This window comes from Arthrobacter sp. L77 (assembly GCF_000816565.1).
Lineage (GTDB): Bacteria > Actinomycetota > Actinomycetes > Actinomycetales > Micrococcaceae > Arthrobacter_D > Arthrobacter_D antioxidans.
Map to the genome: position 1 here is coordinate 797,078 of NZ_JWSU01000004.1, position 23,785 is coordinate 820,862.

Annotated in this window: 24 protein-coding genes; all 24 read left to right on the forward strand. The window is 70.9% G+C overall.

Translation table 11 applies throughout. The features are described 5' to 3' along the window. Positions 1-59 precede the first annotated feature (59 nt). Positions 60-1,217, forward strand: a complete 1,158-nt coding sequence (locus tag RY94_RS06330; protein ID WP_043442827.1) for a zinc-dependent metalloprotease — start codon at positions 60-62, stop codon at positions 1,215-1,217. Next, positions 1,210-2,142 carry a tRNA lysidine(34) synthetase TilS gene (tilS, locus tag RY94_RS06335; protein WP_052274022.1) on the forward strand — a complete coding sequence of 311 codons (933 nt, stop codon included), beginning with the start codon at positions 1,210-1,212 and terminating at the stop codon, positions 2,140-2,142. The genes RY94_RS06330 and tilS overlap by 8 nt, the downstream gene beginning before the upstream one ends. 3 nt (positions 2,143-2,145) lie before the next feature. Further along, on the forward strand, positions 2,146-2,697 hold the full coding sequence (gene hpt / locus RY94_RS06340; protein WP_043442830.1) for a hypoxanthine phosphoribosyltransferase: 552 nt from the start codon (positions 2,146-2,148) through the stop codon (positions 2,695-2,697). 170 nt (positions 2,698-2,867) lie between these two features. Next, positions 2,868-4,937 (forward strand): ATP-dependent zinc metalloprotease FtsH, encoded by a 2,070-nt coding sequence (gene ftsH / locus RY94_RS06345; protein ID WP_052274023.1) that lies wholly within the window; start codon positions 2,868-2,870, stop codon positions 4,935-4,937. 76 nt (positions 4,938-5,013) lie between these two features. Then, positions 5,014-5,631 (forward strand): GTP cyclohydrolase I FolE, encoded by a 618-nt coding sequence (gene folE / locus RY94_RS06350; protein ID WP_052274024.1) that lies wholly within the window; start codon positions 5,014-5,016, stop codon positions 5,629-5,631. 11 nt (positions 5,632-5,642) lie between these two features. Next, a complete protein-coding gene (gene folP / locus RY94_RS06355; RefSeq protein WP_043442834.1) occupies positions 5,643-6,545 on the forward strand; it encodes a dihydropteroate synthase in 903 nt (300 codons plus the stop codon). A gap of 2 nt (positions 6,546-6,547) precedes the next feature. Next, positions 6,548-6,955: a dihydroneopterin aldolase gene (folB, locus tag RY94_RS06360; protein ID WP_052274025.1), complete on the forward strand. Its 408-nt coding sequence runs from the start codon at positions 6,548-6,550 to the stop codon at positions 6,953-6,955. Beyond that, entirely contained in the window at positions 6,952-7,446 is a 495-nt protein-coding gene (folK, locus tag RY94_RS06365; protein ID WP_043442836.1) for a 2-amino-4-hydroxy-6-hydroxymethyldihydropteridine diphosphokinase, read from the forward strand. Before folB ends, folK begins: the two co-directional genes overlap by 4 nt. 6 nt (positions 7,447-7,452) lie before the next feature. After that, a complete protein-coding gene (locus RY94_RS06370) occupies positions 7,453-7,944 on the forward strand; it encodes a DUF3180 domain-containing protein (protein ID WP_043442838.1) in 492 nt (163 codons plus the stop codon). Continuing rightward, on the forward strand, positions 7,937-8,452 hold the full coding sequence (locus RY94_RS06375; RefSeq protein ID WP_043442841.1) for a PH domain-containing protein: 516 nt from the start codon (positions 7,937-7,939) through the stop codon (positions 8,450-8,452). The genes RY94_RS06370 and RY94_RS06375 overlap by 8 nt, the downstream gene beginning before the upstream one ends. Further along, a complete protein-coding gene (locus RY94_RS06380) occupies positions 8,449-10,167 on the forward strand; it encodes a PH domain-containing protein (RefSeq protein WP_082046100.1) in 1,719 nt (572 codons plus the stop codon). Before RY94_RS06375 ends, RY94_RS06380 begins: the two co-directional genes overlap by 4 nt. Next, positions 10,154-11,119 (forward strand): Rossmann-like and DUF2520 domain-containing protein, encoded by a 966-nt coding sequence (locus RY94_RS06385; protein WP_043442844.1) that lies wholly within the window; start codon positions 10,154-10,156, stop codon positions 11,117-11,119. Before RY94_RS06380 ends, RY94_RS06385 begins: the two co-directional genes overlap by 14 nt. A 64-nt stretch (positions 11,120-11,183) precedes the next feature. Then, a complete protein-coding gene (panC, locus tag RY94_RS06390; RefSeq protein WP_043442847.1) occupies positions 11,184-12,110 on the forward strand; it encodes a pantoate--beta-alanine ligase in 927 nt (308 codons plus the stop codon). Between the two features lie 92 nt (positions 12,111-12,202). Then, positions 12,203-13,660, forward strand: coding sequence for a lysine--tRNA ligase (gene lysS / locus RY94_RS06395; protein WP_082046167.1), 1,458 nt, complete (start codon positions 12,203-12,205; stop codon positions 13,658-13,660). A 38-nt stretch (positions 13,661-13,698) separates the two neighbouring features. Further along, positions 13,699-13,860 (forward strand): hypothetical protein, encoded by a 162-nt coding sequence (locus RY94_RS06400; protein WP_231554435.1) that lies wholly within the window; start codon positions 13,699-13,701, stop codon positions 13,858-13,860. A gap of 83 nt (positions 13,861-13,943) precedes the next feature. Continuing rightward, complete coding sequence (locus RY94_RS06405; protein ID WP_043442857.1) at positions 13,944-14,279, forward strand: histone-like nucleoid-structuring protein Lsr2; 336 nt, start codon at positions 13,944-13,946, stop codon at positions 14,277-14,279. A 124-nt stretch (positions 14,280-14,403) separates the two neighbouring features. Beyond that, the gene (locus RY94_RS06410; RefSeq protein WP_043442860.1) at positions 14,404-16,911 is read left to right on the forward strand and encodes an ATP-dependent Clp protease ATP-binding subunit; all 2,508 of its coding nucleotides are present in this window, start codon (positions 14,404-14,406) and stop codon (positions 16,909-16,911) included. Between the two features lie 162 nt (positions 16,912-17,073). After that, a complete protein-coding gene (locus RY94_RS06415; protein WP_043442862.1) occupies positions 17,074-19,101 on the forward strand; it encodes a S9 family peptidase in 2,028 nt (675 codons plus the stop codon). 181 nt (positions 19,102-19,282) lie between these two features. Continuing rightward, a complete protein-coding gene (locus RY94_RS06420) occupies positions 19,283-20,173 on the forward strand; it encodes a bacteriorhodopsin-like (protein WP_082046102.1) in 891 nt (296 codons plus the stop codon). Positions 20,174-20,261: 88 nt separating this feature from the next. Further along, entirely contained in the window at positions 20,262-20,771 is a 510-nt protein-coding gene (locus RY94_RS06425) for an amino-acid N-acetyltransferase (protein ID WP_043442864.1), read from the forward strand. Between the two features lie 128 nt (positions 20,772-20,899). Further along, the gene (locus RY94_RS06430) at positions 20,900-21,076 is read left to right on the forward strand and encodes a CsbD family protein (RefSeq protein ID WP_043442868.1); all 177 of its coding nucleotides are present in this window, start codon (positions 20,900-20,902) and stop codon (positions 21,074-21,076) included. A 214-nt stretch (positions 21,077-21,290) separates the two neighbouring features. Continuing rightward, a complete protein-coding gene (dhaK, locus tag RY94_RS06435; protein WP_043442871.1) occupies positions 21,291-22,292 on the forward strand; it encodes a dihydroxyacetone kinase subunit DhaK in 1,002 nt (333 codons plus the stop codon). Between the two features lie 2 nt (positions 22,293-22,294). Then, on the forward strand, positions 22,295-22,945 hold the full coding sequence (gene dhaL, locus RY94_RS06440) for a dihydroxyacetone kinase subunit DhaL (protein WP_043442874.1): 651 nt from the start codon (positions 22,295-22,297) through the stop codon (positions 22,943-22,945). Next, entirely contained in the window at positions 22,942-23,703 is a 762-nt protein-coding gene (gene dhaM / locus RY94_RS06445) for a dihydroxyacetone kinase phosphoryl donor subunit DhaM (RefSeq protein WP_043442877.1), read from the forward strand. Before dhaL ends, dhaM begins: the two co-directional genes overlap by 4 nt. The last annotated feature ends 82 nt before the right edge of the window (positions 23,704-23,785 follow it).

Sequence of the window (23,785 nt, forward strand, 5' to 3'; positions counted from 1 at the left end):
GCGGAGCGGCCGGTTGGTCCCTGGGAGCCGCCGCCGGCGGGATGTGATCGAATAGGCGCATGTCCAGGAACGAGTCAGCCACGCCCCGCCCGCAGCTGGTCAACTGGGATCTCGCGGCCTCCACGGCCGCGTCCCTGACCCCCGCCGGGCCCACCATGACACCGGCCGACATCAACCGTGCAGTCGAGAACATGCGCCACCTCGCGGGCGTGTCCGTGAACCATGTCCACACGATCTCGCGGCTCGACGCGGCGCGGGACCTGCGGGACTCCGAACTGCTGGTCGTGGACCGCGCCTCCTGGTCCCGGGCCAATTCGCAGAGCTTCCGCGCCCTCATGGAACCCGCCCTGGACCAGCTCGCCGCAACGAGGCCCGAGGTCCTGAAGTCCGCGTCCCTGACCCTCGGCGGGACCGTGACGGGGGCGCAGCTCGGCGCGATCCTCGCGTTCCTCTCCAGCAAGGTCCTCGGGCAGTACGACCCGTTCGTGCCGCCGCGCACCGGGCTGGGCGGCCGGCTCATGCTCGTGGCCCCGAACATCATCTCGGTGGAGCGGGAACTGAACGTGGACCCGTCCGACTTCCGGCTCTGGGTCTGCCTCCACGAGCAGACGCACCGGGTGCAGTTCGCGGCAGCGCCCTGGCTGAAGGACCACATGACCAGCCATATCGGGCAGCTGACCTCGGGCCTGATGGACCAGGCGGACACGCTCTCCGAACGGCTCGGCGCCGCGGTCAGGAACATCACCGCCGCGAAGGCCCGCTCCCGCGGCGAGGTCGTGGCGCGCGAGGAGGACGCAGCGACCGAGGGTGTACCGCCGCGGCCCGCCGGCGTGCTCTCCCTCCTGCAGGCCCCGGAGGACAAGGCGCTGCTGTCCCACCTCACCGCCGTCATGAGCCTGCTCGAGGGCCATGCGAACGTCGTGATGGACGGCGTCGACGGCAGCATCGTCCCGTCCGTCAAGACCATCCGCCGGCGCTTCAACGCCCGCGGCAAGTCCCGCGGCCCCCTGGAGAAGATCATCCGGCAGCTGCTGGGGCTGGACGCGAAGATGCGCCAGTACAGCGACGGCTCGAAATTCGTCCGGAGGGTCGTCAGCCAGACCGGGATGGACGGCTTCAATGCGGTGTGGGAGTCGGAGTCGCACCTGCCCACCGAGCGGGAGATCCACGCGCCCGACGAGTGGATCGACAGGATGAGCCTGCGGCGACATGGCTAGGCGCCCGCGCCTGCTCCCGGCGGTCGGCACCGCACGCAACCTGCTCGCCGCGAGCCTCGACGGACTCCTCGCGGAGCCCGCGCGGCCGGGCGGGCCCCCCGGTGGCGCCNACCCGGTCGAGGTGTGCCGTGTCACCGTGGAGCGCGACGGCGTGGGCCCGGAGGCCGCGGCCCGCGGCGCCCGCTACGCCGCGCTCGACGACGCCGCCTCCCGGCTCGGGGCGCTCGCCGTGCTGCTCGGCCACACGCTCGACGACCAGGCGGAGCAGGTGCTGCTCGGCCTCGCCCGCGGGTCCGGCACCCGGTCCCTGGCCGGTATGCCCGAGCGCCGCGGACCCTACCTCCGGCCGTTCCTCGAACTGCGCCGGGCCGACACCGAGGCGATCTGCGCCTTCTACGGCCTCGACCCGTGGCACGACCCCACCAACCTCGACCCCGCCTACGCGCGGTCCCGCGTCCGGGCTGAGGTGCTGCCGTTCCTCGAGGACCAGCTGGGGCCGGGCATCGCCCGGGCGCTGGCACGGACGGCGCGCATCCTCGGGCAGGACGCCGACCTCCTCGAGCAGTTGAGCGCCGACGCGTACGCCTCCCTGCGCACCGAGGGCGACGACGGCACGGTGCTCCTGCCGGAGGAGGGCCTGCGGTCGCTGCCCGCTGCGCTCCGCCAGCGCGTCCTCGCGCTCGCCGCCCTCGAGCTCGGCGCGTTCCAGCCGAGCTTCGAGCGGCTCCGCGCGGCCGAGTCGCTGCTGGACCGGAAGGGCTCGGCCGGTCCGGTGCAGCTGGGCGGGAAGGTGAGCGTGCACCGCCAGGTGCGCGGACGATCGGTTCTCCGGGGACAACCAAGCTATGGCAGTCTTGTTCTACGGAACAATGGCAGCAACAACGGTCCCGGCGTGAAGCAGTTCCGCCGGCCAAACCAGGAGTAATCGGTGGATTCCAACGACGTCCAGGCAGATCTCAAGCACGTCCTCTATACCCGGGAGGAGATCCAGCAGCGGATCAACGAGCTCGCGGAGCAGATCGACGCCGACTACCAGGGCCGGGACATCCTCCTCGTGGGCGTGCTCAAGGGTGCGGTGATGGTGATGGCCGACCTCGCACGGGCGCTGAACTCCCACATCACGATGGACTGGATGGCCGTCTCCTCCTACGGCTCGGGTACGCAGTCCTCGGGTGTCGTGCGGATCCTCAAGGACCTCGAGACCGACCTCATGGGCAAGCACGTCCTGATCGCCGAGGACATCATCGACTCCGGCCTGACGCTCTCCTGGCTCAAGGCGAACCTCCTGTCCCGCGGTCCCGCCTCGGTCGAGATCTGCACCCTCCTGCGGAAGCCCGAGGCCGCGAAGGTCGAGATCGACGTCAAGTACGTGGGCTACGACATCCCGAACGAATTCGTGGTCGGCTACGGCCTCGACTTCGCGGAGAAGTACCGCAACCTCGATTTCATCGGCACCCTGGCGCCGCACGTCTACGAGTAGGCCCGCGGCCTGCCGCCGGTACGCCAAGAGGGAACTATTGGCCTGATCCGCGCGTGGTCAATCTCAGACGGTGTATATGTTGAGGTGCTCAGGGGGCACCTGCACGGCAGTGCGCCCGCACATTTTTACTTGCATCAGCAGGAGGGACAGGGCTTGCCGCCCTGAGACGAATGAAATTCAAGAACATCTTCAAGGGGCCCATCTTCTGGATCGTCCTGGCCGTCGTGGCGCTCCTGCTGGTCCTGCCCAGCCTGTTCGGCACGGGCAGCTCCCGCGTCGACACGAACGTCGGGCTCCGGCTCCTCGAAGATAACCAGGTCTCCCAGGCCAAGATCTACGACGGCGAGCAGCGCGTGGACCTCACCCTGCGCGAGGACTACGAGGACATGGGCCAGAGCGTCCAGTTCTTCTACAGCACCGCGCGGGCGGAGGGCGTCGTGGAGGCCATCGATGCCTCCGACACGGACGGCTTCACCGACCAGCCCGCCGAGAGCAACTGGCTCCTCAGCCTCGCCGGCCTGATCTTCCCGATCCTCATCCTCGGCGTCATCTTCTGGTTCCTCCTCAGCCGTATGCAGGGCGGCGGCTCCAAGGTCATGCAGTTCGGCAAGTCCAAGGCCAAGCTCATCACCAAGGACATGCCGCAGGTCACGTTCAACGACGTCGCCGGCGCGGACGAGGCGGTCGAGGAACTGCTCGAGATCAAGGAATTCCTCCAGGAGCCCGCGAAGTTCCAGGCCCTCGGGGCCAAGATCCCCAAGGGCGTGCTCCTTTACGGCCCTCCCGGCACCGGCAAGACCCTCCTCGCCCGCGCGGTCGCCGGCGAGGCCGGTGTGCCGTTCTACTCCATCTCGGGCTCCGACTTCGTGGAGATGTTCGTGGGCGTCGGTGCGTCCCGCGTCAGGGACCTGTTCGAGCAGGCCAAGAACAACGCCCCCGCCATCATCTTCGTCGACGAGATCGACGCCGTCGGACGCCACCGCGGTGCCGGCGTGGGCGGCGGCAACGACGAGCGGGAGCAGACCCTCAACCAGCTCCTGGTCGAGATGGACGGCTTCGACGCCACCACCAACGTGATCCTGATCGCCGCGACCAACCGCCCCGACGTCCTGGACCCCGCGCTCCTGCGCCCGGGTCGCTTCGACCGCCAGATCGGCGTCGAGGCCCCGGACATGAGGGGCCGCGAGCACATCCTCTCCGTGCACTCCAAGGGCAAGCCGATGGCCGGTGGCGTGGACCTCAAGGGCGTCGCCAAGAAGACCCCGGGCTTCACCGGTGCCGATCTCGCGAACGTCCTCAACGAGGCGGCGCTCCTCACGGCCCGCTCCAACGCACAGCTCATCGACGACCGCGCCCTCGACGAGGCGATCGACCGCGTCATCGCCGGGCCGCAGAAGCGCAGCCGCGTCATGAAGGAACTCGAGCGGAAGATCACGGCCTACCACGAGGGGGGCCACGCCCTCGTGGCCGCGGCCCTGCGCAACACCGACCCGGTCACCAAGGTGACCATCCTGCCGCGCGGACGCGCCCTCGGATACACCATGGTGATGCCGAGCGACGACAAGTACTCGGTGACGCGCAACGAACTCCTCGACCAGCTCGCCTACGCGATGGGCGGCCGGGTCGCCGAGGAGATCGTGTTCCACGACCCCTCCACGGGCGCCTCGAACGACATCGAGAAGGCCACCGGGACCGCGCGCAAGATGGTCACCCAGTACGGGATGAGCGAGCGCATCGGCGCGGTGAAGCTGGGCCAGGGCGCGGGGGAGCCGTTCCTCGGACGTGACATGGGCAGCGACCGCGACTACTCCGACCAGCTCGCCCTGGTGGTGGACGAGGAGGTGCGCCGGCTGATCGACAACGCCCACGACGAGGCCTACCAGATCCTCACCGAGAACCGGGACGTCCTGGACCGTCTCGCCCTGGAGCTGCTCGAGCGCGAGACGCTCAACCAGGCCGAGATCGCCGAGGTCTTCACCCACGTCCGCAAGCGCGAGCTGCGGGAGGTCTGGCTGTCCAAGCAGACCCGCCCCGTGCATTCGCTGCCGCCGGTCACCTCACGCAAGGAACGCGCGGAAGCCCTCGAAGGGGGTCAGCCCGCTCCGGAGAGCGTGGCGCCGCAGGACCAGATCGCCCACGCGAACCTCCCCAACGACTTCGACGTCCACGCATCGGACCTGCCGTCGCCCGAGCCGTCGGAGAACGGGCCGCGGAACACCGGGGGCGGCACGGACCGCTAGGACGGCTGGTCCTGCAGAGGAACGCCTCCGGCCATGGGGCCGGCGGCGAGGAGTGCCACACCGAAGGGGAGAACCCGTGACAGATTTCGACGACGAAGTAGTGGACGCAGCCCTGGCCGCCACGGGATCGCCCGTCGACCAGCTCCGCATCCAGCGGGCGGTCCGGGAGATCCTGGCGGCCATCGGCGAGGATCCCGAGCGCGACGGGCTGCTCGAGACCCCGAAGCGCGTGGCGAAGGCCTACGCGGAGATGTTCTCGGGGCTGCACCAGGACGCGGGCGAGGTCCTCTCGACGTCCTTCGACATCGACCACCAGGAGCTCGTGCTGGTGAAGGACATCCCCTTCTACTCCACCTGCGAACACCACCTGGTCCCGTTCCACGGGACGGCGCACATCGGCTACATCCCCTCGGCGGACGGGCGCGTCACGGGTCTGAGCAAACTCGCGCGACTCGTCGAGGTCTATGCGCGGCGCCCGCAGATCCAGGAGAGGCTGACCAGCCAGATCGTTGATGCGATGATGGAACACCTGAAACCCAAGGGCGCGATCGTCGTCATCGAATGCGAGCACATGTGCATGTCGATGCGCGGGGTGCGGAAGCCCGGCGCCAAGACCGTCACGTCGGCCGTCCGCGGCCAGCTCCGTGAGACGGCGACGCGCGCCGAGGCCATGAGCCTCATACTCGGAAGGTAGGACCGATCCCGATGGATTCACTCGCCGCAACGCCCGGAACCGGACCGGCGACCTCGCCGCTGCCCGTCATCCGGCCCGTCCGCGTCGCCCGGACGGTCCAGGACCTTCCCGCGGACCGCGCCGTCGTCCTCGGCATCCTGAACGTCACCCCCGACTCCTTCAGCGACGGCGGCCGGTACGCCACGACGGACGACGCCATCGGCCACGGACTGCGGATGCACTACGGCGGAGCGGACATCATCGACGTCGGCGGCGAGTCCACGCGGCCCAACGCCCGCGAAGTGCCGGTCGAGGAGGAACTGGCGCGTGTCCTGCCCGTCGTCACGGCGCTCGTGAAGGCGGGAGCGCTGGTGAGCATCGACACCATGCACGCGGAGACCGCCCGGCAGGCCCTCGACGCCGGTGCGTCGATCGTGAACGACATCTCGGGTGCAGGGTACGAGGACGCGATGCCGGCGCTGATCGCCGAGCGCAAGGTCCCCTACATCCTCACGCACCGCCGGGGGACCGCCGCGACGATGGGCGGCCTGGCGGAGTACGACGACGTCGTCGCGGACGTGGTGCGCGAGCTCACCACGCTGCGCGACCGCTTCGTCGCGGCGGGGGTCGCCCCCGAGCAGATCATCCTCGACCCCGGGCTGGGCTTCGCGAAGACCGATGAGCAGAACTGGGCCATCCTGCAGAACCTGGACGCCTTCACCGGCCTCGGTCACCGTGTCCTCGTGGGCGCGTCCCGGAAGCGTTTCCTCGGGACCCTGCTCACCGCGGCGGGGAAGACGGCCGCGCCGGTGGAGCGCGACCACGCCTCGCTGGCCGTCGCGACCCTGGCCGCCGCAGGCGGCGCCTGNGTCCACGACCCCGCCGCGACGCTCGACGCCGTCAAGGTCGCGGCTGCCGCCGGCCGGCGACCGTGACCATGGCCGCGACCGTGCGGCCGGGCCGGCCCGGTTCGCCCTCCGGGGACCTCGACACCGTGGTGCTCACGGGCATCACGGCCACGGGCCACCACGGCGTCTTCGAGCACGAGCGCCGCGACGGCCAGCCCTTCGTGGTGGATCTCACCCTCCACCTCGACCTGCACCCGGCGGGGACCAGCGACGACCTCGCCCGGACCGCGCACTACGGCGAGGTCGCCGAGCTGGTGCACGGCATCATCCGGGGCGATCCCTTCGACCTCATCGAGGCCCTCGCCGAGACGATCGCCGCGGCGATCCTCGCGGCCTTCCCCGTGGCGGCCGTCGACGTCACCGTCCACAAGCCGAAGGCCCCCATCACGGTGCCGTTCGGCGACGTGGCCGTGACGCTGCGCAGGAGCCGGGCGTGAGCAGCACCGTGCGGTCCGTCTTGGCCCTCGGCAGCAACCTCGGTGCCAGCAGCGACACGCTGGTGCGCGCCGTCGCCGACCTCGTCGGGTCGGACCGCGTCCGCCTGCACGCGGTCTCGCCCGTGGTGCGCACCAGGCCCGTTGGCGGCCCGGAGCAGCCCGACTACCTCAACATGGTGATCGAGGTCGAGACGGACCTGGGGCCGTACGAGCTGCTCGCCCACTGCCAGGCCGTCGAGGAACGGCACCACCGCACGCGCACCGTCCGCTGGGGCCCGAGGACGCTCGACGTCGACATCATCACCTACGGCACCTGGGTCTCCGACGACGAGACGCTGACCGTCCCGCACCCGCGCGCGGCAGTCCGCGCCTTCGTCCTGCAGCCCTGGGCGTGGATGGATGCGGGGGCCGAGCTCGGCGGTCGGCGCGTGGCCGAACTCGCCGCGGAAGCCGAGGACCTCGCGGGCCTGGTGCCGTTCGAGGGAGTCTAGGACGCCGTGAGCACCCTTCGGTTCCGCTGGCTGGGCCTCGTGGGGCTGGTGGCCGGACTCGCCGGCTGGCTGGTCAACTGGTTCGCCACCCGCAACGGCTACGGCACGCCGGCGCTACCGCTGACCTCCCTCGTCACCACGGCGGTGATCATCGCGATCACCCTGGTGTTCGGCCGCCGCGTGCTGCGCTGGCGCAACGGCAGGCGCGACCGGCCGCTCGATCCGATCCTCGCCACCCGCACCCTCGTGCTCGCCCAGGCCTGCGCCTACGCCGGTGCGGTGAGCCTCGGCTGGCACGCGGGGATCTTCGTCGACCAGGTGGCGCTCCTGTCGGTCCGGTCCACGGTGGCACCCCTCTGGGGGTCGGTGGCGCTCATGGCAGGCGGGATCGTGATGATTATGGTGGGATTGGTGGTCGAGGACTTCTGCCGGCTCCCGTCCGACGACGACGACGGCACGGGCGCACCGGGCGGGGAGAGCGAGGGGGAGTATGCGTAGGGAACCGATCGACCCGTCAGGGCTCGAGTGGTCCAGGGTGTCACCGAAGTACCTGCGGGTCCGGGTGCTCGGCTGGCTCATCGGATCGCTGGTCTGGCTCGTCCTGGCCTGTGTCCCGCTCGTCCTGCGCCTCACCGGCGTCTGGGAGTCCTTCCCGCCCCTCTGGCTGGCGTGGGGGCTGCCCGGCGTCGTCCTCGTCGGCGCGGTGTGGCGCGGGCTGCTTCTTCGGCGGCAGGTGGCGGCCATCGGCTACGCCGAGCGCGACGACGACCTCCTCGTCCGCCAGGGCGTGATCTTCCAGCGCACCATGGTGGTGCCCTACGGCCGGATGCAGTACGTCGACGTCGCCGTCGGCCCCCTCGAGCGGGCCTTCGGGATCTGCACCCTCAAGCTCCACACCGCGTCGCCCGCCACGAACGCCGAGATCCCCGGGCTGCCGGCCGAGGAGGGGGCACGACTGCGCGAGCAGCTGTCCGCCCGCGGACAAGCCCGGCTGGCAGGGCTGTGACCGAGCCGCAGCAGCCGCCGCCCGAAGCGCCGCAGCCCGCGACCGGGGACACGCCGCAGGCCGGTCCCGGCGAGAAGTGGCTGCGCGTGCACGTCATCTCGCCCCTCGTGCGCGGCTGGATCGCCCTCGTCGCCATCCTCTTCATCGTGGGCCGGGACTGGTTCGAGGGGCTGTTCGGCCCGGGGCCGCGCGGCCGCTCCCCCCTGCCCGAGGGGTTCGGGGTCCTCGCGGCCGTCGGGATCCTGCTGGGCGTCGTCGTCATCATCGCCGGCGCGTTCCTCCTGTCCTGGTACTGCACGCGCTACCAGGTCACGCGGGACCACGTCCGCGTGCACTCGGGCGTCGTCTTCCGCCAGCAGCGGCAGGCGAGGCTTGACCGCGTCCAGGCCATCGACATCGTGCAGCCGTTCCTGGCCCGCATCTTCGGGCTCGCCGAACTCAAGTTCGAGGTGGCCGACGCCGGGGAGTCGGCGGTCAGGCTCGCCTTCCTGAAGCTCGACGACGCCCGCCGGCTGCGCGCCATGATCCTCGCCCGGGCTGCGGGGGTGGAACCGGACCCGGAGCACCCCGAGGAGATCGCCGAGGCGCCCGAGCGCGAGGTGGTGGTGGTCCCGCCCGGCCGGGTCGTCGGATCCGCGCTCCTGTCCGGGACGAGCATCGCCCTGGTGGTGGCCACCGTCGTCATCGTCACCCTCGGCGTGGTGTTCGAGACCCCGATCGTGGCGACGTCCTTCATCCCGATCCTGATCGGCGTGGCCGGGGCCTACTGGTCGGCCCTGAGCACGGGCTACAACTTCCGGGCGGCCACCTCCCCCGACGGCCTCCGGATCAGGTACGGCCTGCTGGACACCCGTGCGCAGACCGTGCCTCCCGGGCGCGTGCAGGCGCTGGGGATCGTCCAGTCGCCGCTGTGGCGGCTCAAGGGGTGGTACCGCGTGACCGCGAACGTGGCCGGGTACGGCGCGTCGGCGTCGAACGAGGGGCAGGCCCGCGCCACCCTCCTGCCCGTCGGCACGCGCGACGAGGTGCTGCAGATCCTCGCCCTCGTCCTGCCCGACCCCGGCACGGAGCGTCCCGTCGAGCTCTTCGCTGCCGGGATGGCGGGCCGCGACGGCGGGGAGGGGTTCGTCACCACGCCCCGCCGCGCACGGTGGCTCGCGCCGCTGGCGTGGCGGCGCACCGGGTTCGCGGTGACCGCGACGGCCCTGCTCCTGCGCTCCGGTGTCCTGTGGCGGCGGCTCGCCGTCGTCCCCCACGAGCGGACCCAGTCGCTGGCGATCGAGCAGGGACCCGTGGACCGCCGCTTCCGCGTGGCACAGCTGATCCTGCACACGACGCCCGGTCCGGTCAGCCCGCGCGTGAGCCTCGCCGACGCCCCGACGGCGTGGGAGCTGTTCCACGGCCAGGCGGCACGTGCCGCCGACGCGCGGCGCCGCAGCGGCCCCGAACAGTGGATGCGGCCTCTTCCGGAGACGGTGCCGCCGGCCGCCGTGCCGCCGCTCCCGGACCGTCCCCCCCTCGCCGCCGACTCTCCCCTCGCCGTCGACCCCGCCCCGTCCGCCGCCTTGCCCCTCGCGGAGGGCGAGGCCCTCCCCGACGGCGCCGCGCGGCAGCCCCGGCAGGTGACGCCGGCCACCCACCAGGTGATGCCCGTCGCCCCGCGCTACTCGCCGTCGCCCCGGAACACCGAGGAGGCCGCCGATGGCCCGCACTGACGCCTCCCGGCGCCCCGGCCGGCTCGGTGTCGGCATCGTGGGCGCGGGCCGGGTCGGCTCCGTGCTGGGTGCCGCCCTGCGGTCGGCAGGCCACGCCGTCGTCGGGGTCTCCGCCGTCTCCGAGGCGAGCCGCGAGCGGGCCGAGAACCTCCTGCCCGGGGTTCCGGTGCTCGAGATCCCGGACATCATCGAGCGGGCGGAACTCGTGCTGCTCGCGGTGCCCGACGACGCCCTGCCGGAGCTGGTCGAGGGGCTCGCGCGGCTCGGCGCCTGGCAGGCCGGCCAGCTCGTGGTCCACACGTCCGGGCGCTACGGCACCTCCGTGCTGGCGCCGGCCCGCGCGGCCGGGGCCATCCCGCTGGCGATCCACCCGGCGATGACGTTCACCGGGCTGTCGCTCGATCTCGGGCGCCTCCCGGACAGCGTGTTCGGGGTCACCGCCCCCTCCGCCGTGCTGCCGATCGCCCAGGCGCTCGTCGTCGAGATGGGCGCCGAGCCGGTGGTCATCGAGGAGGAGTCGCGGGCGCTGTACCACGCGGCCCTGGCCCACGCGTCGAACCACCTCGTCACCATCGCCGCCCAGTCCGCGCAGCTCCTCGCGGACCTCGGCGTCCAGCAGCCGGACCGCCTGCTCGGCCCGCTCATGAAGGCCTCCCTCGAGAACGCGCTGTCCTCGGGCGAGGGCGCCCTGACGGGGCCGGTGGCGCGCGGTGATGCGGAGACGGTCCGGGCCCACCGCGCGGCGCTCGAGGCGCACGACGCGCCGGACACCCGGCAGGCCTACCTGGGCATGGCACGCGCCACGGCCCTGCGCGCCCTCGAGCGGGGCGTCCTCGCGCCCGCCCAGGGCGAGGCGATCCTCGCGATCCTCGCGGACGGACCGGGCGGGGGCGGACCGTCCTCCCCCGGGGCCCCGGACGGTCCGGGCGCCTCCGACGTCCGGCCCGCCTGACTCCTCCTGCCCCGGCGGACCGCATCCGCGCGTCGGCCGTCCCACCACCTCCCGAAGGACCCCCGTGACCCCGACCGGCCCCGACAGCCCGGCCCTCCCGCTCCTCGTCTCCACCCCCGCGGATCTCCGCGCGGCCACGGCCACCCTGCTGGACGCCGCCCCGTCCCGGGCGGCGGACGATCCGCCCTCGCTCGGCCTCGTCCCCACCATGGGGGGCCTGCACGCCGGCCACGCCGCGCTCGCGGGTGCGGCGCGCGCCGCCAACGACGTCGTCGTCGCCTCCGTCTTCGTGAATCCCCTGCAGTTCGGCGACCAGGCCGACCTCGAGCGCTACCCGCGGACGCTCGACGAGGACCTGCGGCTGCTCGGGGCCCGGGGCGTCGACCTCGTGTTCGCCCCGGCCGTCGAGGACATGTACCCGGGCGGGGAGCCGCTGGTCCGCGTGAGCGCCGGGCCCATGGGCGAGGTCTTCGAGGGGGCCTCGCGGCCGGGCCACTTCGACGGCATGCTGACCGTCGTCGCCAAGCTCCTCCATCTGGCGCAGCCCGCCACCCGCGCCCGGTACCGGGCGTACTTCGGCGAGAAGGACGCCCAGCAGCTGGCCCTCATCCGCCGCATGGTCCTCGACCTCAACCTGCCGGTGCACATCGAGGGCGTGCCGATCGTGCGCGACGCCGACGGCCTGGCGCTGTCCAGCCGCAACCGGTTCCTGGCCGGCGACGAGCGCGCCGCCGCCCTGGTCCTGTCGCGGACGCTGGCCGCGCTCCGCGACCGGGCAGCACGCGGGGAACCGCTCGACCTCGCCGCCGCCCGTACGCAGATCGCCGCCGAGGAGGGTGTGGACCTCGACTACCTCGACGTCGTCGACCCGGCCTCGTTCGCACCGGCGGGGGGCCCCGGCCCGGAGCGGCCCGCGGCCCTCGCCGTCGTCGCCGCCCGGGTGGGCGCCGTCCGGCTGATCGACAACATCCTCCTGCCCGTCCCGCGCTGACCCGCACCGCACCGGGCGCCCGGGCGGGAGCCGTAAACTTGTCTACCGTGACCCACGACGACACCCTCCCCGCGGACGACCTCAACGAGCAGATGCGCTTCCGGCTGCAGAAGCGCGCAGCCCTGCTCGACGCCGGAACGCAGCCCTACCCGGTCCGCCCGGAGCGCACGCATTCCCTGGGGGAGGTCCGCGAGCAGTTCGCCGACCTCGGGACGGGGGAGTCGAGCGGGACCCACGCCGCCGTCGTCGGGCGCGTGGTCTTCATCCGGAACTCGGGCAAGCTGTGCTTCGCGACCCTGCAGGAGGGCGACGGCACGCGGCTCCAGGTCATGCTGAGCCTCGCCGAGATCGGCGCGGACAGCCTCGCCGAGTGGAAGGCCCTCGTGGACCTGGGCGACCACGTCCAGGTGCGCGGCGAGGTCATCAGCTCCCGCCGCGGTGAACTGTCCGTCATGGCCGACGCGTGGACGATGGCCTCCAAGGCCCTCCGCCCGCTGCCCACGCTGCATGCCGGCGTCAACGAGGAGACCCGCGTGCGCCAGCGCTACGTCGACCTCATGGTGCGCGAGGAAGCCCGCCGGATGGTGCGCACGCGCGCCGCCATCACGCGGACCGTCCGGGAGACGCTCCACCGCCACGACTACATCGAGGTGGAGACCCCCGTCCTCCAGCTCGTCCACGGCGGCGCCACGGCTCGCCCCTTCGACACGCACCTCAACGCGTTCGACCAGAAGATGACCCTCCGGATCGCCCTCGAGCTGTACCTGAAGCGGGCGGTGGTCGGCGGGATCGACCGCGTCTACGAGATCGGGCGCATCTTCCGCAACGAGGGCGTGGATTCCACGCACAGCCCCGAATTCACGATGCTCGAGTGCTACGAGGCCTATGCGGACCAGTTCGTCATGGCGGACCGCATGAAGGAGATCATCCTCGCCTGCGCCGACCTGCTCGGGTCACGCACCATCGAGACCGCGAAGGGCACGATCGACCTGGACGGTGAGTGGGCCTGGCTCGGCGTCTACCCGGGCCTGTCCTCGGCCGTGGGCCAGGAGATCACGCCGGACACCCCGGTGGAGGACCTGCGCGCCGTCGCCGGGCGGCACGAGGTCTCCCTCGACCCGGCGTGGGGTGCCGAGAAGGTGGTGCTCGAACTGTTCTCGGAGATCGTGGAGCCCACGCTCATCCAGCCGACCTTCGTCTACGACTACCCGCCGTCCGCCCAGCCGCTCGCCCGCCCGCACCGCGAGGACCCGCAGCTGATCGAGGCCTGGGACCTGATCATCGGGGGGATGGAACGCGGAACGGCCTTCTCCGAGCTCATCGACCCGGTCATCCAGCGCGAGCGGCTCACGGAACAGTCACGCCAGGCCGCGGCCGGCGACGACGAGGCCATGCAACTGGACGAGGACTTCCTCCGGGCGCTCGAATACGGGGCCCCGCCCATGGGCGGCATCGGACTCGGAATCGACCGCCTCGTGATGCTTTTCACGAACGTCGGAATTCGCGAGTCGATCCTCTTCCCGATCCTCAAGCCCGAAGGCGGCCAGTAGTCGTGGAATACATAGCGGTCCTCCTACCCTCAGCCTGCTTGGCAGTTCTTTTCTACTTCGTGATCAAGGCCATATTCAACGTCGACCGGGCCGAGCGTGAAGCCATGGCGCGCGCGGAGGAATTGCAGGACGCCGAGGACGCGCGGAAGCGCGGAACGGCGGACGAAGAAAAGGGCGAGCAGGAAAACGGATCCACATAGAAAAGTCCTTCTTTGACCTCGATCTAATAGTGCCGCATAATCAATTGAGGGGCATTCACATCGAGGAATATTAGGAGATCACCGTGGCACAGAAGGTAAAGATTATTCTCATCGATGACATCGACGGCGGAGAAGCCGAGGAAACCGTCCGGTTCGGCCTCGACGGCGTGCAGTACGAGATCGACCTCTCGGAGACGCACGCCTCGGAACTGAGGTCGGCATTGTCCGACTACGTCGGCGCGGCCCGTCGTGGCAACCAGCCGAAGCAGCGGTCGAGCACGTCGAGCGCGGCGTCGTCCTCCCGCAACCAGGAGGCCGCCCGGATCCGCGAGTGGGCGAAGGAGAACGGCTACAACGTCTCCTCCCGCGGGCGCGTGAACGGGGAGATCGTGGAGGCGTACCGGGCGGCCCAGCGCTGACCCACCCCGAGGATGCGCCGGGGCGGGGGCCCTCCGGCGTTATCTCGCCTGTGGCGAACACGCGCCCAAAGCACACCCCGTACCCGTAGCATCGAATTACGCGTTAGCTAGGAGTGTGTGTCTGATGTTTGAGAGATTTACAGATCGTGCCCGTCGTGTTGTTGTGCTGGCCCAGGAAGAGGCCCGCATGCTCAACCACAATTACATCGGCACCGAGCACATCCTGCTTGGCCTGATCCACGAGGGTGAGGGTGTCGCCGCCAAGGCGCTGGAGTCGCTCAGCATCTCGCTGGGCGCCGTGCGGGAGCAGGTCCAGGAGATCATCGGCCAGGGCCAGCAGGCCCCGTCCGGTCACATCCCCTTCACCCCCCGCGCCAAGAAGGTCCTGGAGCTCTCCCTGCGGGAGGCCCTCCAGCTCGGCCACAACTACATCGGTACCGAGCACATCCTGCTCGGTCTCATCCGCGAGGGTGAGGGTGTCGCCGCGCAGGTCCTCGTCAAGCTCGGGGCGGACCTGAACCGTGTCCGCCAGCAGGTCATCCAGCTGCTGTCCGGGTACCAGGGCAAGGAGCCCGCTGCCGCGGGCGGTCCCCAGCAGGAGGGAACCCCTGCCGGATCGGTGGTGCTGGACCAGTTCGGCCGCAACCTGACCCAGGCTGCCCGCGAATCCAAACTCGATCCCGTGATCGGGCGCGAGCAGGAGATGGAACGCGTCATGCAGGTCCTCTCCCGCCGCACCAAGAACAACCCCGTCCTGATCGGCGAGCCGGGTGTCGGCAAGACCGCCGTCGTCGAGGGCCTCGCCCAGGCGATCGTGCGCGGCGACGTCCCCGAGACCATCAAGGACAAGCAGCTCTACACGCTCGACCTCGGGTCCCTCGTGGCCGGTTCGCGCTACCGCGGTGACTTCGAGGAGCGGCTGAAGAAGGTCCTCAAGGAGATCCGCACCCGTGGCGACATCATCCTGTTCATCGACGAGATCCACACCCTCGTCGGAGCGGGTGCCGCCGAGGGTGCCATCGATGCCGCCTCGATCCTGAAGCCCATGCTCGCGCGTGGGGAGCTCCAGACGATCGGCGCGACCACCCTGGACGAGTACCGCAAGCACATCGAGAAGGATGCCGCCCTCGAGCGCCGCTTCCAGCCCATCCAGGTCGCCGAGCCCTCCGTGGCGCACGCGATCGAGATCCTCAAGGGCCTGCGCGACCGCTACGAGGCGCACCACCGCGTGTCGATCACCGATGGCGCGCTGACCAGCGCGGCGACGCTGGCCGAGCGCTACATCTCGGACCGCTTCCTGCCGGACAAGGCGATCGACCTCATCGACGAGGCGGGAGCGCGCCTGCGCATCCGCCGGATGACCGCGCCTCCCGAGCTCAAGGAGATCGACGAGCGCATCGCGAACGTCAAGCGCGAGAAGGAATCGGCCATCGATTCCCAGGACTTCGAGGGCGCCGCGGCGCTGCGCGACAAGGAGCAGAAGCTCCACGACGAGCGCAGCGACAAGGAGCGTCGCTGGAAGTCCGGCGGCCTGGACGACATCGCCGAGGTGGATGAGGAACTCATCGCCGAGGTGCTCGCGAACTCCACCGGCATCCCCGTGTTCAAGCTGACCGAGGCCGAGTCCTCGCGACTGCTCAACATGGAGGCCGAGCTGCACAAGCGGGTCATCGGGCAGAACGAGGCCATCAAGGCCATCTCCCAGGCCATCCGCCGTACGCGGGCCGGCCTCAAGGACCCGAAGCGTCCGGGCGGTTCGTTCATCTTCGCCGGTCCCACCGGCGTGGGTAAGACGGAGCTCGCCAAGGCACTCGCGGAGTTCCTCTTCGGCGAGGAGGATGCCCTCATCACGCTGGACATGTCCGAGTACTCCGAGAAGCACACCGTCTCCCGGCTCTTCGGTGCCCCTCCGGGCTACGTGGGCTACGAGGAAGGCGGCCAGCTGACCGAGAAGGTCCGCCGCAAGCCGTTCTCCGTGGTGCTCTTCGACGAGGTGGAGAAGGCGCACGCCGATCTCTTCAACTCGCTCCTCCAGATCCTCGAGGACGGCCGCCTGACGGACAGCCAGGGCCGCATGGTGGACTTCAAGAACACGGTGATCATCATGACCACCAACCTCGGCACGCGGGACATCTCGAAGGGCGTCATGACGGGCTTCCAGTCCGGCACCGACACCAGCACGAGCTACAACCGGATGAAGGCCAAGGTGCAGGAGGAGCTCAAGCAGCACTTCCGGCCCGAGTTCCTCAACCGTGTGGACGACACCGTGGTGTTCCCGCAGCTCACGCAGGACGAGATCGTCCAGATCGTGGACCTGTTCCTCGAGCGGCTGAGCGGTCGCATGGCCGACAAGGGCATGTCGATCGAACTCACGCCTGCAGCCAAGGTGCTCCTCGCGACCCGCGGCTACGATCCGGCGATGGGTGCACGGCCGCTGCGCCGCACCATCCAGCGCGAGATCGAGGACCAGCTCTCGGAGAAGATCCTGTTCGGCGAGATCAAGTCGGGCGAGCGGATCGACATCGACGTGGAGGGCGAGGGTGCCGATGCACGCTTCACCTTCGTCGGACATGGCGCTCCCAAGGAGATCGAGGACGCCCCAGCCGCCCTCGAGGCGACCGTCCCCGAGTAGCACCGGCGTTCCGACGTCAGCATCCGAACCCGCCCTGGACCACCAGGGCGGGTTCGCTGTTTCTCCGGAGACGGCGTGCGGCGGGTAAGTGCCCACAGCAACAACATTCGTCCCTGAGTGAACGGCTGTGACGGCGGCCACAGGCGGTGGTAGAGATGACGCATGACCACGCCCTTCTCCTCTCTCGACGACTTCGTCGCCCTGCCCCGCCTGAGCGGGCTCGCCCTCAACCGGGAGGGCACGCGGCTCGTGACCTCCGTGGCGACCCTCGATCCCAAGAAGACCGCCTACCGGACGGCGCTCTGGGAGGTCGATCCCACCGGCGGACAGCCGGCCCGACGGCTCACCCGCAGCTCCGCCGGTGAGTCCGGGGCGGCGTTCCTCGCGAGCGGTGACCTGCTGTTCACGTCGTCGCGGCCGGACCCGGACGACACCGACGGCGAGAAGCGCCCGGCACTCTGGCGCCTCCCGGCCACGGGCGGGGAGGCCTCGCTGGTGCTGACCCGCGCCGGCGGAGTGGCAGGGGTGGCGACGGCGGAGGCGGCAGACGTCGTCGTCCTGACCGGCAGCGTACTCGCGGGCTCGGCGAACGAGGAGGACGACGCCGCGCGCCGGAAGTCCCGCAAGGAGGCGGGCGTCGCCGCCGTCCTGCATTCCGGGTACCCCGTCCGCTACTGGGACGCCGATCTCGGCCCCGACGAGCCGCGCTACTTCGGGCTGAAGGATCTCGGCGGCTCCGACGGTGAGGCGTCACTCGACGACCTCGTCCCGTCGGCACGCGGCGGCTTCAGGGAGGCCCGCCCCGTCCTGGACCCCGAGGGGACCGCCCTGTTCTCCTCCCTCGCCCTGCCGGAGGAGCGCGGATCCCAGCGCTCCGTCCTCGTCCGCGTCGACGTCGGCACGAAGGAACTGACCGTCCTGCTCGACGACCGCGAGAACGACTACGCCCCGGGGCCCGTCAGCCCCGACGGACGCTTCCTCGCGGTCGTCAGGGACCGGCGCACCACGGTTGACCTCGCGCCGCGGACCGGCCTGCTGCTGCTCCCGCTGGACGGCGGGGAGCCGGTGGCGCTGGCGGAGGACTGGGACCGCTGGCCGTCCCCCGCGGCCTGGCTGCCGGACGGCTCGGCCCTCGTGGTCACGGCCGACGACGACGGCGCCGCGCCGGTCTTCGTCATCGACGTCGCCACCGGTGCCGTCCGGCGGGTGACACAGGACGCCGCCGCCTACACCGACGTCCGTGTGTCCCCCGACGGCGCCACCGCCTACGCCCTGCGCAGTTCCTATCTCTTCCCGGCGGAGGTGGTCCGCATCGACCTCGCGACCGGCCGGACGGAGCGCCTGCGCAACCCGGCGGAGCGCCCCGACCTGCCTGGCTCGCTCGAGCGGATCGAATCCGTGGGCGAGGACGGCCAACCCGTCAGGTCCTGGCTCGTCCTGCCGGAGGGGGCCTCGGCGGACCATCCGGCACCGGCCCTGCTGTGGATCCACGGTGGGCCGATCGGCTCCTGGAACGCCTGGAGCTGGCGCTGGTCGCCCTGGATCATGGCGGCCCGCGGCTACGCCGTCCTGCTCCCCGATCCGGCGCTCTCCACGGGGTACGGCCAGCACATGGTGGACCGCGGGTGGGGGCAGTGGGGGCGCGCTCCCTATACGGACCTGATGGCCGCCACGGACACCCTCGTGGCGCGGGAGGACGTCGACCCCACGCGGGTCGCCGCGATGGGTGGCAGCTTCGGCGGCTACATGGCGAACTGGGTGGCAGGGCACACCGACCGCTTCGCGGCGATCGTCACGCACGCGAGCCTCTGGGCCCTCGATCAGTTCGGCCCCACCACGGATGCCGCCTTCTACTGGGAGCGGGAGATGACGCCGGAGGCCAGGGAGGAGAACTCCCCGCACCACCACGTGGGCAGCATCGGGACGCCGATGCTCGTCATCCACGGGGACAAGGACTACCGCGTCCCCATCGGGGAGGGCCTCCGGCTCTGGTACGAGCTGCTGTCGGCCTCGAAGCTGGCCGCCGGCGAGGGCGGCGAGACCCCTCACCGGTTCCTCTACTTCCCCGACGAGAACCACTGGATCCTCAAACCCCAGCACGCCCGGATCTGGTACGGGGTCGTCGAGGCGTTCCTCGCCACCCACCTCCTGGGCGAGGAGCGTGAGCTGCCCCCCGAGCTCGGGCTGTAGGCGTCGCGGCCGGGGAGGGCCTCCGGCTCTCCCCGGCCCGTGGCGAGGGTCGGGGATCTGCCTCTGGACAAGTCTTCTACAGAGCGTAGAATCAACGCACGCTCCGCGTGGGACAGGCCATCACTGGGTTCGCCGGGGTGCAGGGTTCGATGCCACTGATTTCGTCCGAAGGAGCACGCTCATGATCCCAGACGCCCTCACCCAGGGCCAGTACGATACGGTCTACAACTTCCTCTCGCTCGTCATCGCCGCCCAGCTGTTCACCGCACTCTTCCTGGTACTCGCCCTCCAGCGGGTACTTCCCCGGTACCGGCAGGCCCTCATCATCGCGGCGGTCGTCTGCGGTATCGCCGCGTACCACTACTTCCGCATCTTCGACTCGTTCAGGGAGGCCTTCGTCACCGAGGCGGTCGGTGGCCGTGGCACGTACGAGCAGGCGGCCGGGTCCTCGTTCAACGAGGGGTACCGCTACGTCGACTGGCTGCTGACGGTGCCGCTCCTGCTCGTGGAACTCATCGCCGTGCTCGCCCTGGCCCGCGCGGTGCAGGCACGACTGCTGCGGCAGCTCATCCCCGCGGCGACCCTGATGATCCTCCTCGGGTACCCCGGGGAGATCAGTTCGACGGACGGCGCCCGCGTGCTGTGGGGTGTCCTGTCGACCATCCCGTTCCTGTTCATCCTGTACGTGCTGTTCGTCGAGTTGACGAAGTCCCTCGACCGGCAGCCCCCGGGCGTGAAGTCCCTGATCAGCCGGTTGCGGATCCTGCTGCTGGTCAGCTGGCTCGTCTACCCGGTGGCGTACGCCCTGCCCCTGCTGGGGATCTCCGGCGCGGACGCCTGGGTCCTCAAGCAGGGGGGCTACTCCCTCGCGGACATCGCGGCGAAGGCGGTCTACGGTCTCATTATCTATCGTCTTGCGAAGCTGAAGTCCTACGCGGACGATCCGGCCTTCGCCGCCGTCGAAGGGGGACTCGACGACGAGGAGGAGGACGACGCACGGCCCGGGCGCCGCAGCGCTGCCGCGGAACCTGCGCGCAGCATTCCCCGCCGCGACGCGGACGAGGCCGCCTGACCGCGGGCTCCACCGGCTCCATGCGACAGGCCCGACCGGGAGTCCCGGTCGGGCCTGTCGCACGGTGGGGCTCAGTAGAGTGGGGTCAATGACCGAGTCCATCACCATCCGCCCCGCCCGTACCTCGGACGTCCCCGCCATCAAGGCACTCGTCGAGCCGCTCGCCGAGGAGCGCATCCTGATGGCGAAGGAGACGGTGGCGTACTACGAGGGCCTTCCCGAATTCCGGATCGCGGAGTCCGACGACGGCGAGGTGCTTGGGTGCGGGGCACTGCACATCATGTGGGAGGACCTCGCGGAGGTGCGCACGCTGGCCACCTCGCCGGCCGCCCGCGGTCGAGGCGTGGGGCACGCCCTGGTGGAGCAGCTGCTGGAGGAGGCCCGGGCGTACGGCGTCAGCCGGGTCTTCTGCCTGACGTTCGAGGTCGGGTTCTTCCGGCGTCACGGGTTCGAGGTCATGGCCGACCAGTCCGCGGTGGACCCCCGCGTCTACTCCGAGCTCCTCAGGTCGCACGACGAAGGCGTCGCCGAGTTCCTCGACCTCGCACGCGTCAAGCCGAACACCCTCGGCAACACCCGCATGATCCGGGAGCTGTGACCCGCCGGGCGCGGCGCTGGCCTTCCGCCCGTCCGCGAGGATAAGGTAAGAGGGCTTAGCATCCCTCGGGGATGCCGGCAGGCCACCGGAACCGGTGGCCGTACACCGAGTTGAAGGAGGTCCCCACTATGGGACTGGATGACAAGATCGGGAACAAGGGCCAGGATCTCGGCGGCAAGGTCAAGGAAGGCCTGGGCAAGGCCACCAGCAACGAGAACATGGAAGCCGAGGGCCACAAGGACCAGGCCAGCTCGAGCCTCAAGGATGCCGGCGAGAACGTCAAGGACGCGTTCAAGCGCGACTGATGCATCACGGGACCGCCCCTCAGGGGGCGGTCCATCCACCTGAGGGAGGGGCCCGTACGGGCCCCTCCCTCAGGTGTTCGACGGGCGGGAACGGGCCGGGCCGACCTATAGGCAGGGGCAGGAACGGACGGTAACGTTCACAGTGGCCAGGGTGGTCCATGTGAGGCGGGCTGCAGGCTGTCAAAATGTCCGTTCGCAGTCAAGGAGCAGCGCCATGAAGAAGCTCATCAATGACCCCAAGGCCGTGGTCAACGAGTCGGTCGAAGGGTTCGGCATCGCGCACGCCGACCTCGTGACCGTCCACCCCGAGCCCCTGTTCATCACCCGCAAGGACGCCCCCGTCCGGGGCAAGGTGGGCCTCGTCTCCGGGGGCGGCAGCGGCCACGAACCGCTCCATGCGGGGTTCGTTGGCCGCGGGATGCTCGACGCCGCCGTCCCGGGGGCCGTCTTCACCTCCCCCACACCGGACCAGATCATCCCGGCGACCACCGCGGTCGACGGCGGTGCGGGCGTCCTGCACATCGTGAAGAACTACACCGGGGACGTCCTCAACTTCGAGACGGCGGCCGAGATGGCCGAAGCGGAGGGCGTCACCGTGCGGTCCGTCCTCGTGAACGACGACGTCGCCGTCGAGGACTCGCTGTACACGGCGGGCCGGCGCGGCGTCGGGGGGACGGTCCTCGTGGAGCGGATCGCCGGTGCGGCCGCGGAGCGCGGGGACGATCTCGACGGCGTGACCGCCGTGGCCCAGCGCGTCATCGACAACGTCCGTTCCATGGGCGTGGCCCTCGCGGCCTGCACCGTCCCGCACGCCGGTGTGCCGAGCTTCGACCTCTCCGACGAGGAGATCGAGATCGGTATCGGCATCCACGGGGAGCCGGGGCGGCACAAGATCGCCATGGAGAACGCGGACGGCATCACGCAGCGCCTCCTGGACCCCATCGTGGCGGACCTCAAGCTCGCATCCGGTGACCGCACGATCGTGATGGTGAACGGCATGGGTGGAACGCCCGCGAGCGAGCTGTACATCGTCTTCCGGAAGGTCGCGCAGCTGCTCGAAGGGCTCGGCGTGAGCATCGACCGCTCCCTGGTCGGGAACTACATCACGGCGCTCGAGATGCAGGGGGCGTCGCTGACCGTCCTGCGGGCCGACGACGAGATGCTGGAACTCTGGGACTCGCCGGTGCTCACCGCCGCACTGCGCTGGGGGGCGTGAGGATGACGCAGCCCCTGGACTCCCGGTGGGCCGTGCTGTGGGTCCACGACGCCGCCCGGGTCGTCGCCGAGAACCGCACGCGCCTGATCGAACTCGACAGGGCCATCGGTGACGCCGACCACGGCGAGAACATGGACCGGGGCTTCAGCGCCGCCGTCGCCAAGCTCGATGCGGGGGAGGCCCCCGGTACGCCGGCGGCGGTACTCAAGCAGGTCGCCATGACATTGATGTCCACCGTCGGAGGCGCCGCCGGGCCCCTGTACGGGACGGCGTTCCTGCGGGCCGCGACCTTCCTGGGGGATGCGGAGGAGATCGACGCCGCGGCGGCCGCCGGGATGATCAGGGCCGCGCGTGACGGCATCGTCGCACGCGGAAAGGCGGAGGTCGGGGACAAGACCATGGTCGACGCCTGGACCCCTGCCACCGACGCGGCCGAGACCGCCGCCCAGGCCGGGGCGAGCGCGCCCGACGTGCTGGCGGCGGCGGCCGCCGCTGCGCAGGCGGGAGCCGTCGCCACGGAACCGCTGACCGCCCGGAAGGGCAGGGCGAGCTACCTCGGCGAACGCAGTGCCGGGCATCGGGACCCGGGCGCGGAGTCGACGGCCCTCATCCTGCAGGTCGCGGCGGAGACCGCCGGAGGGCCGGTCGCATGAGCGTAGGCCTCGTCATCGTGTCGCACAGCGAGAAGATCGCGGAGGGGGTCGTCGAGCTCGCAGCCCAGATGGCACCCGACGTCGTCCTCGCATCAGCCGGGGGGACGGGCACCGGCGCCGGGACCGCCCGGATCGGCACGAGCTTCGACCTGGTGCAGGCCGCGATCGGGCGGGCGGACGGCGGCGACGGCGTCGTCATCCTCACGGACCTCGGGTCGGCCGTCATGACGGCCGAGATGGTGCTCGAGTTCCTCGAACCCGAGGTGCGGGAGCGGGTCCGCCTCGCGGAGGCGGCGCTCGTGGAGGGGGCCGTCGCCGCCGCGGTGCAGGCCCAGGGCGGTTCTCCCGTGGACGACGTCGTGCGGGCAGCCGAGGGTGCCGTCGTGTCCATCCGGCCCGAGGAGCTCGAACCCTTCGTGACCCACGCCGCGGCGGCACCCGGGGCGGGCTCGTCGGCCGCCCCGTCGGTCGGCGAGGCGCCGGAGGCGGCGGCAGGACCGACGGCCCGCGGCTCGTGGACGCTGCCGAACCAGATGGGCCTGCATGCCCGCCCTGCGGCCACGCTCGCCACCGGACTCACGGACCTCGACGCGGAGATCACCGTGAACGGCGTCGACGGCAAGTCGGTCATGCTCCTGATGAGCCTCGGTCTCGGCCAGGGCCGGACGCTCACGGTCGAGGCCGTCGGCCCCGACGCGCAGGCAGCAGTGGATTTCGTGGGCAGGGAGGTCGAGGCGGGCTTCGGCGAACCGGCCTGACGGCGTCCCGCTCCGTCCGGCCCTGCCCGCGCCCGGGTGTCCCGTCCGGCCGGCGCGGCCCGCTTCTGCCCGCTCCCGCGCT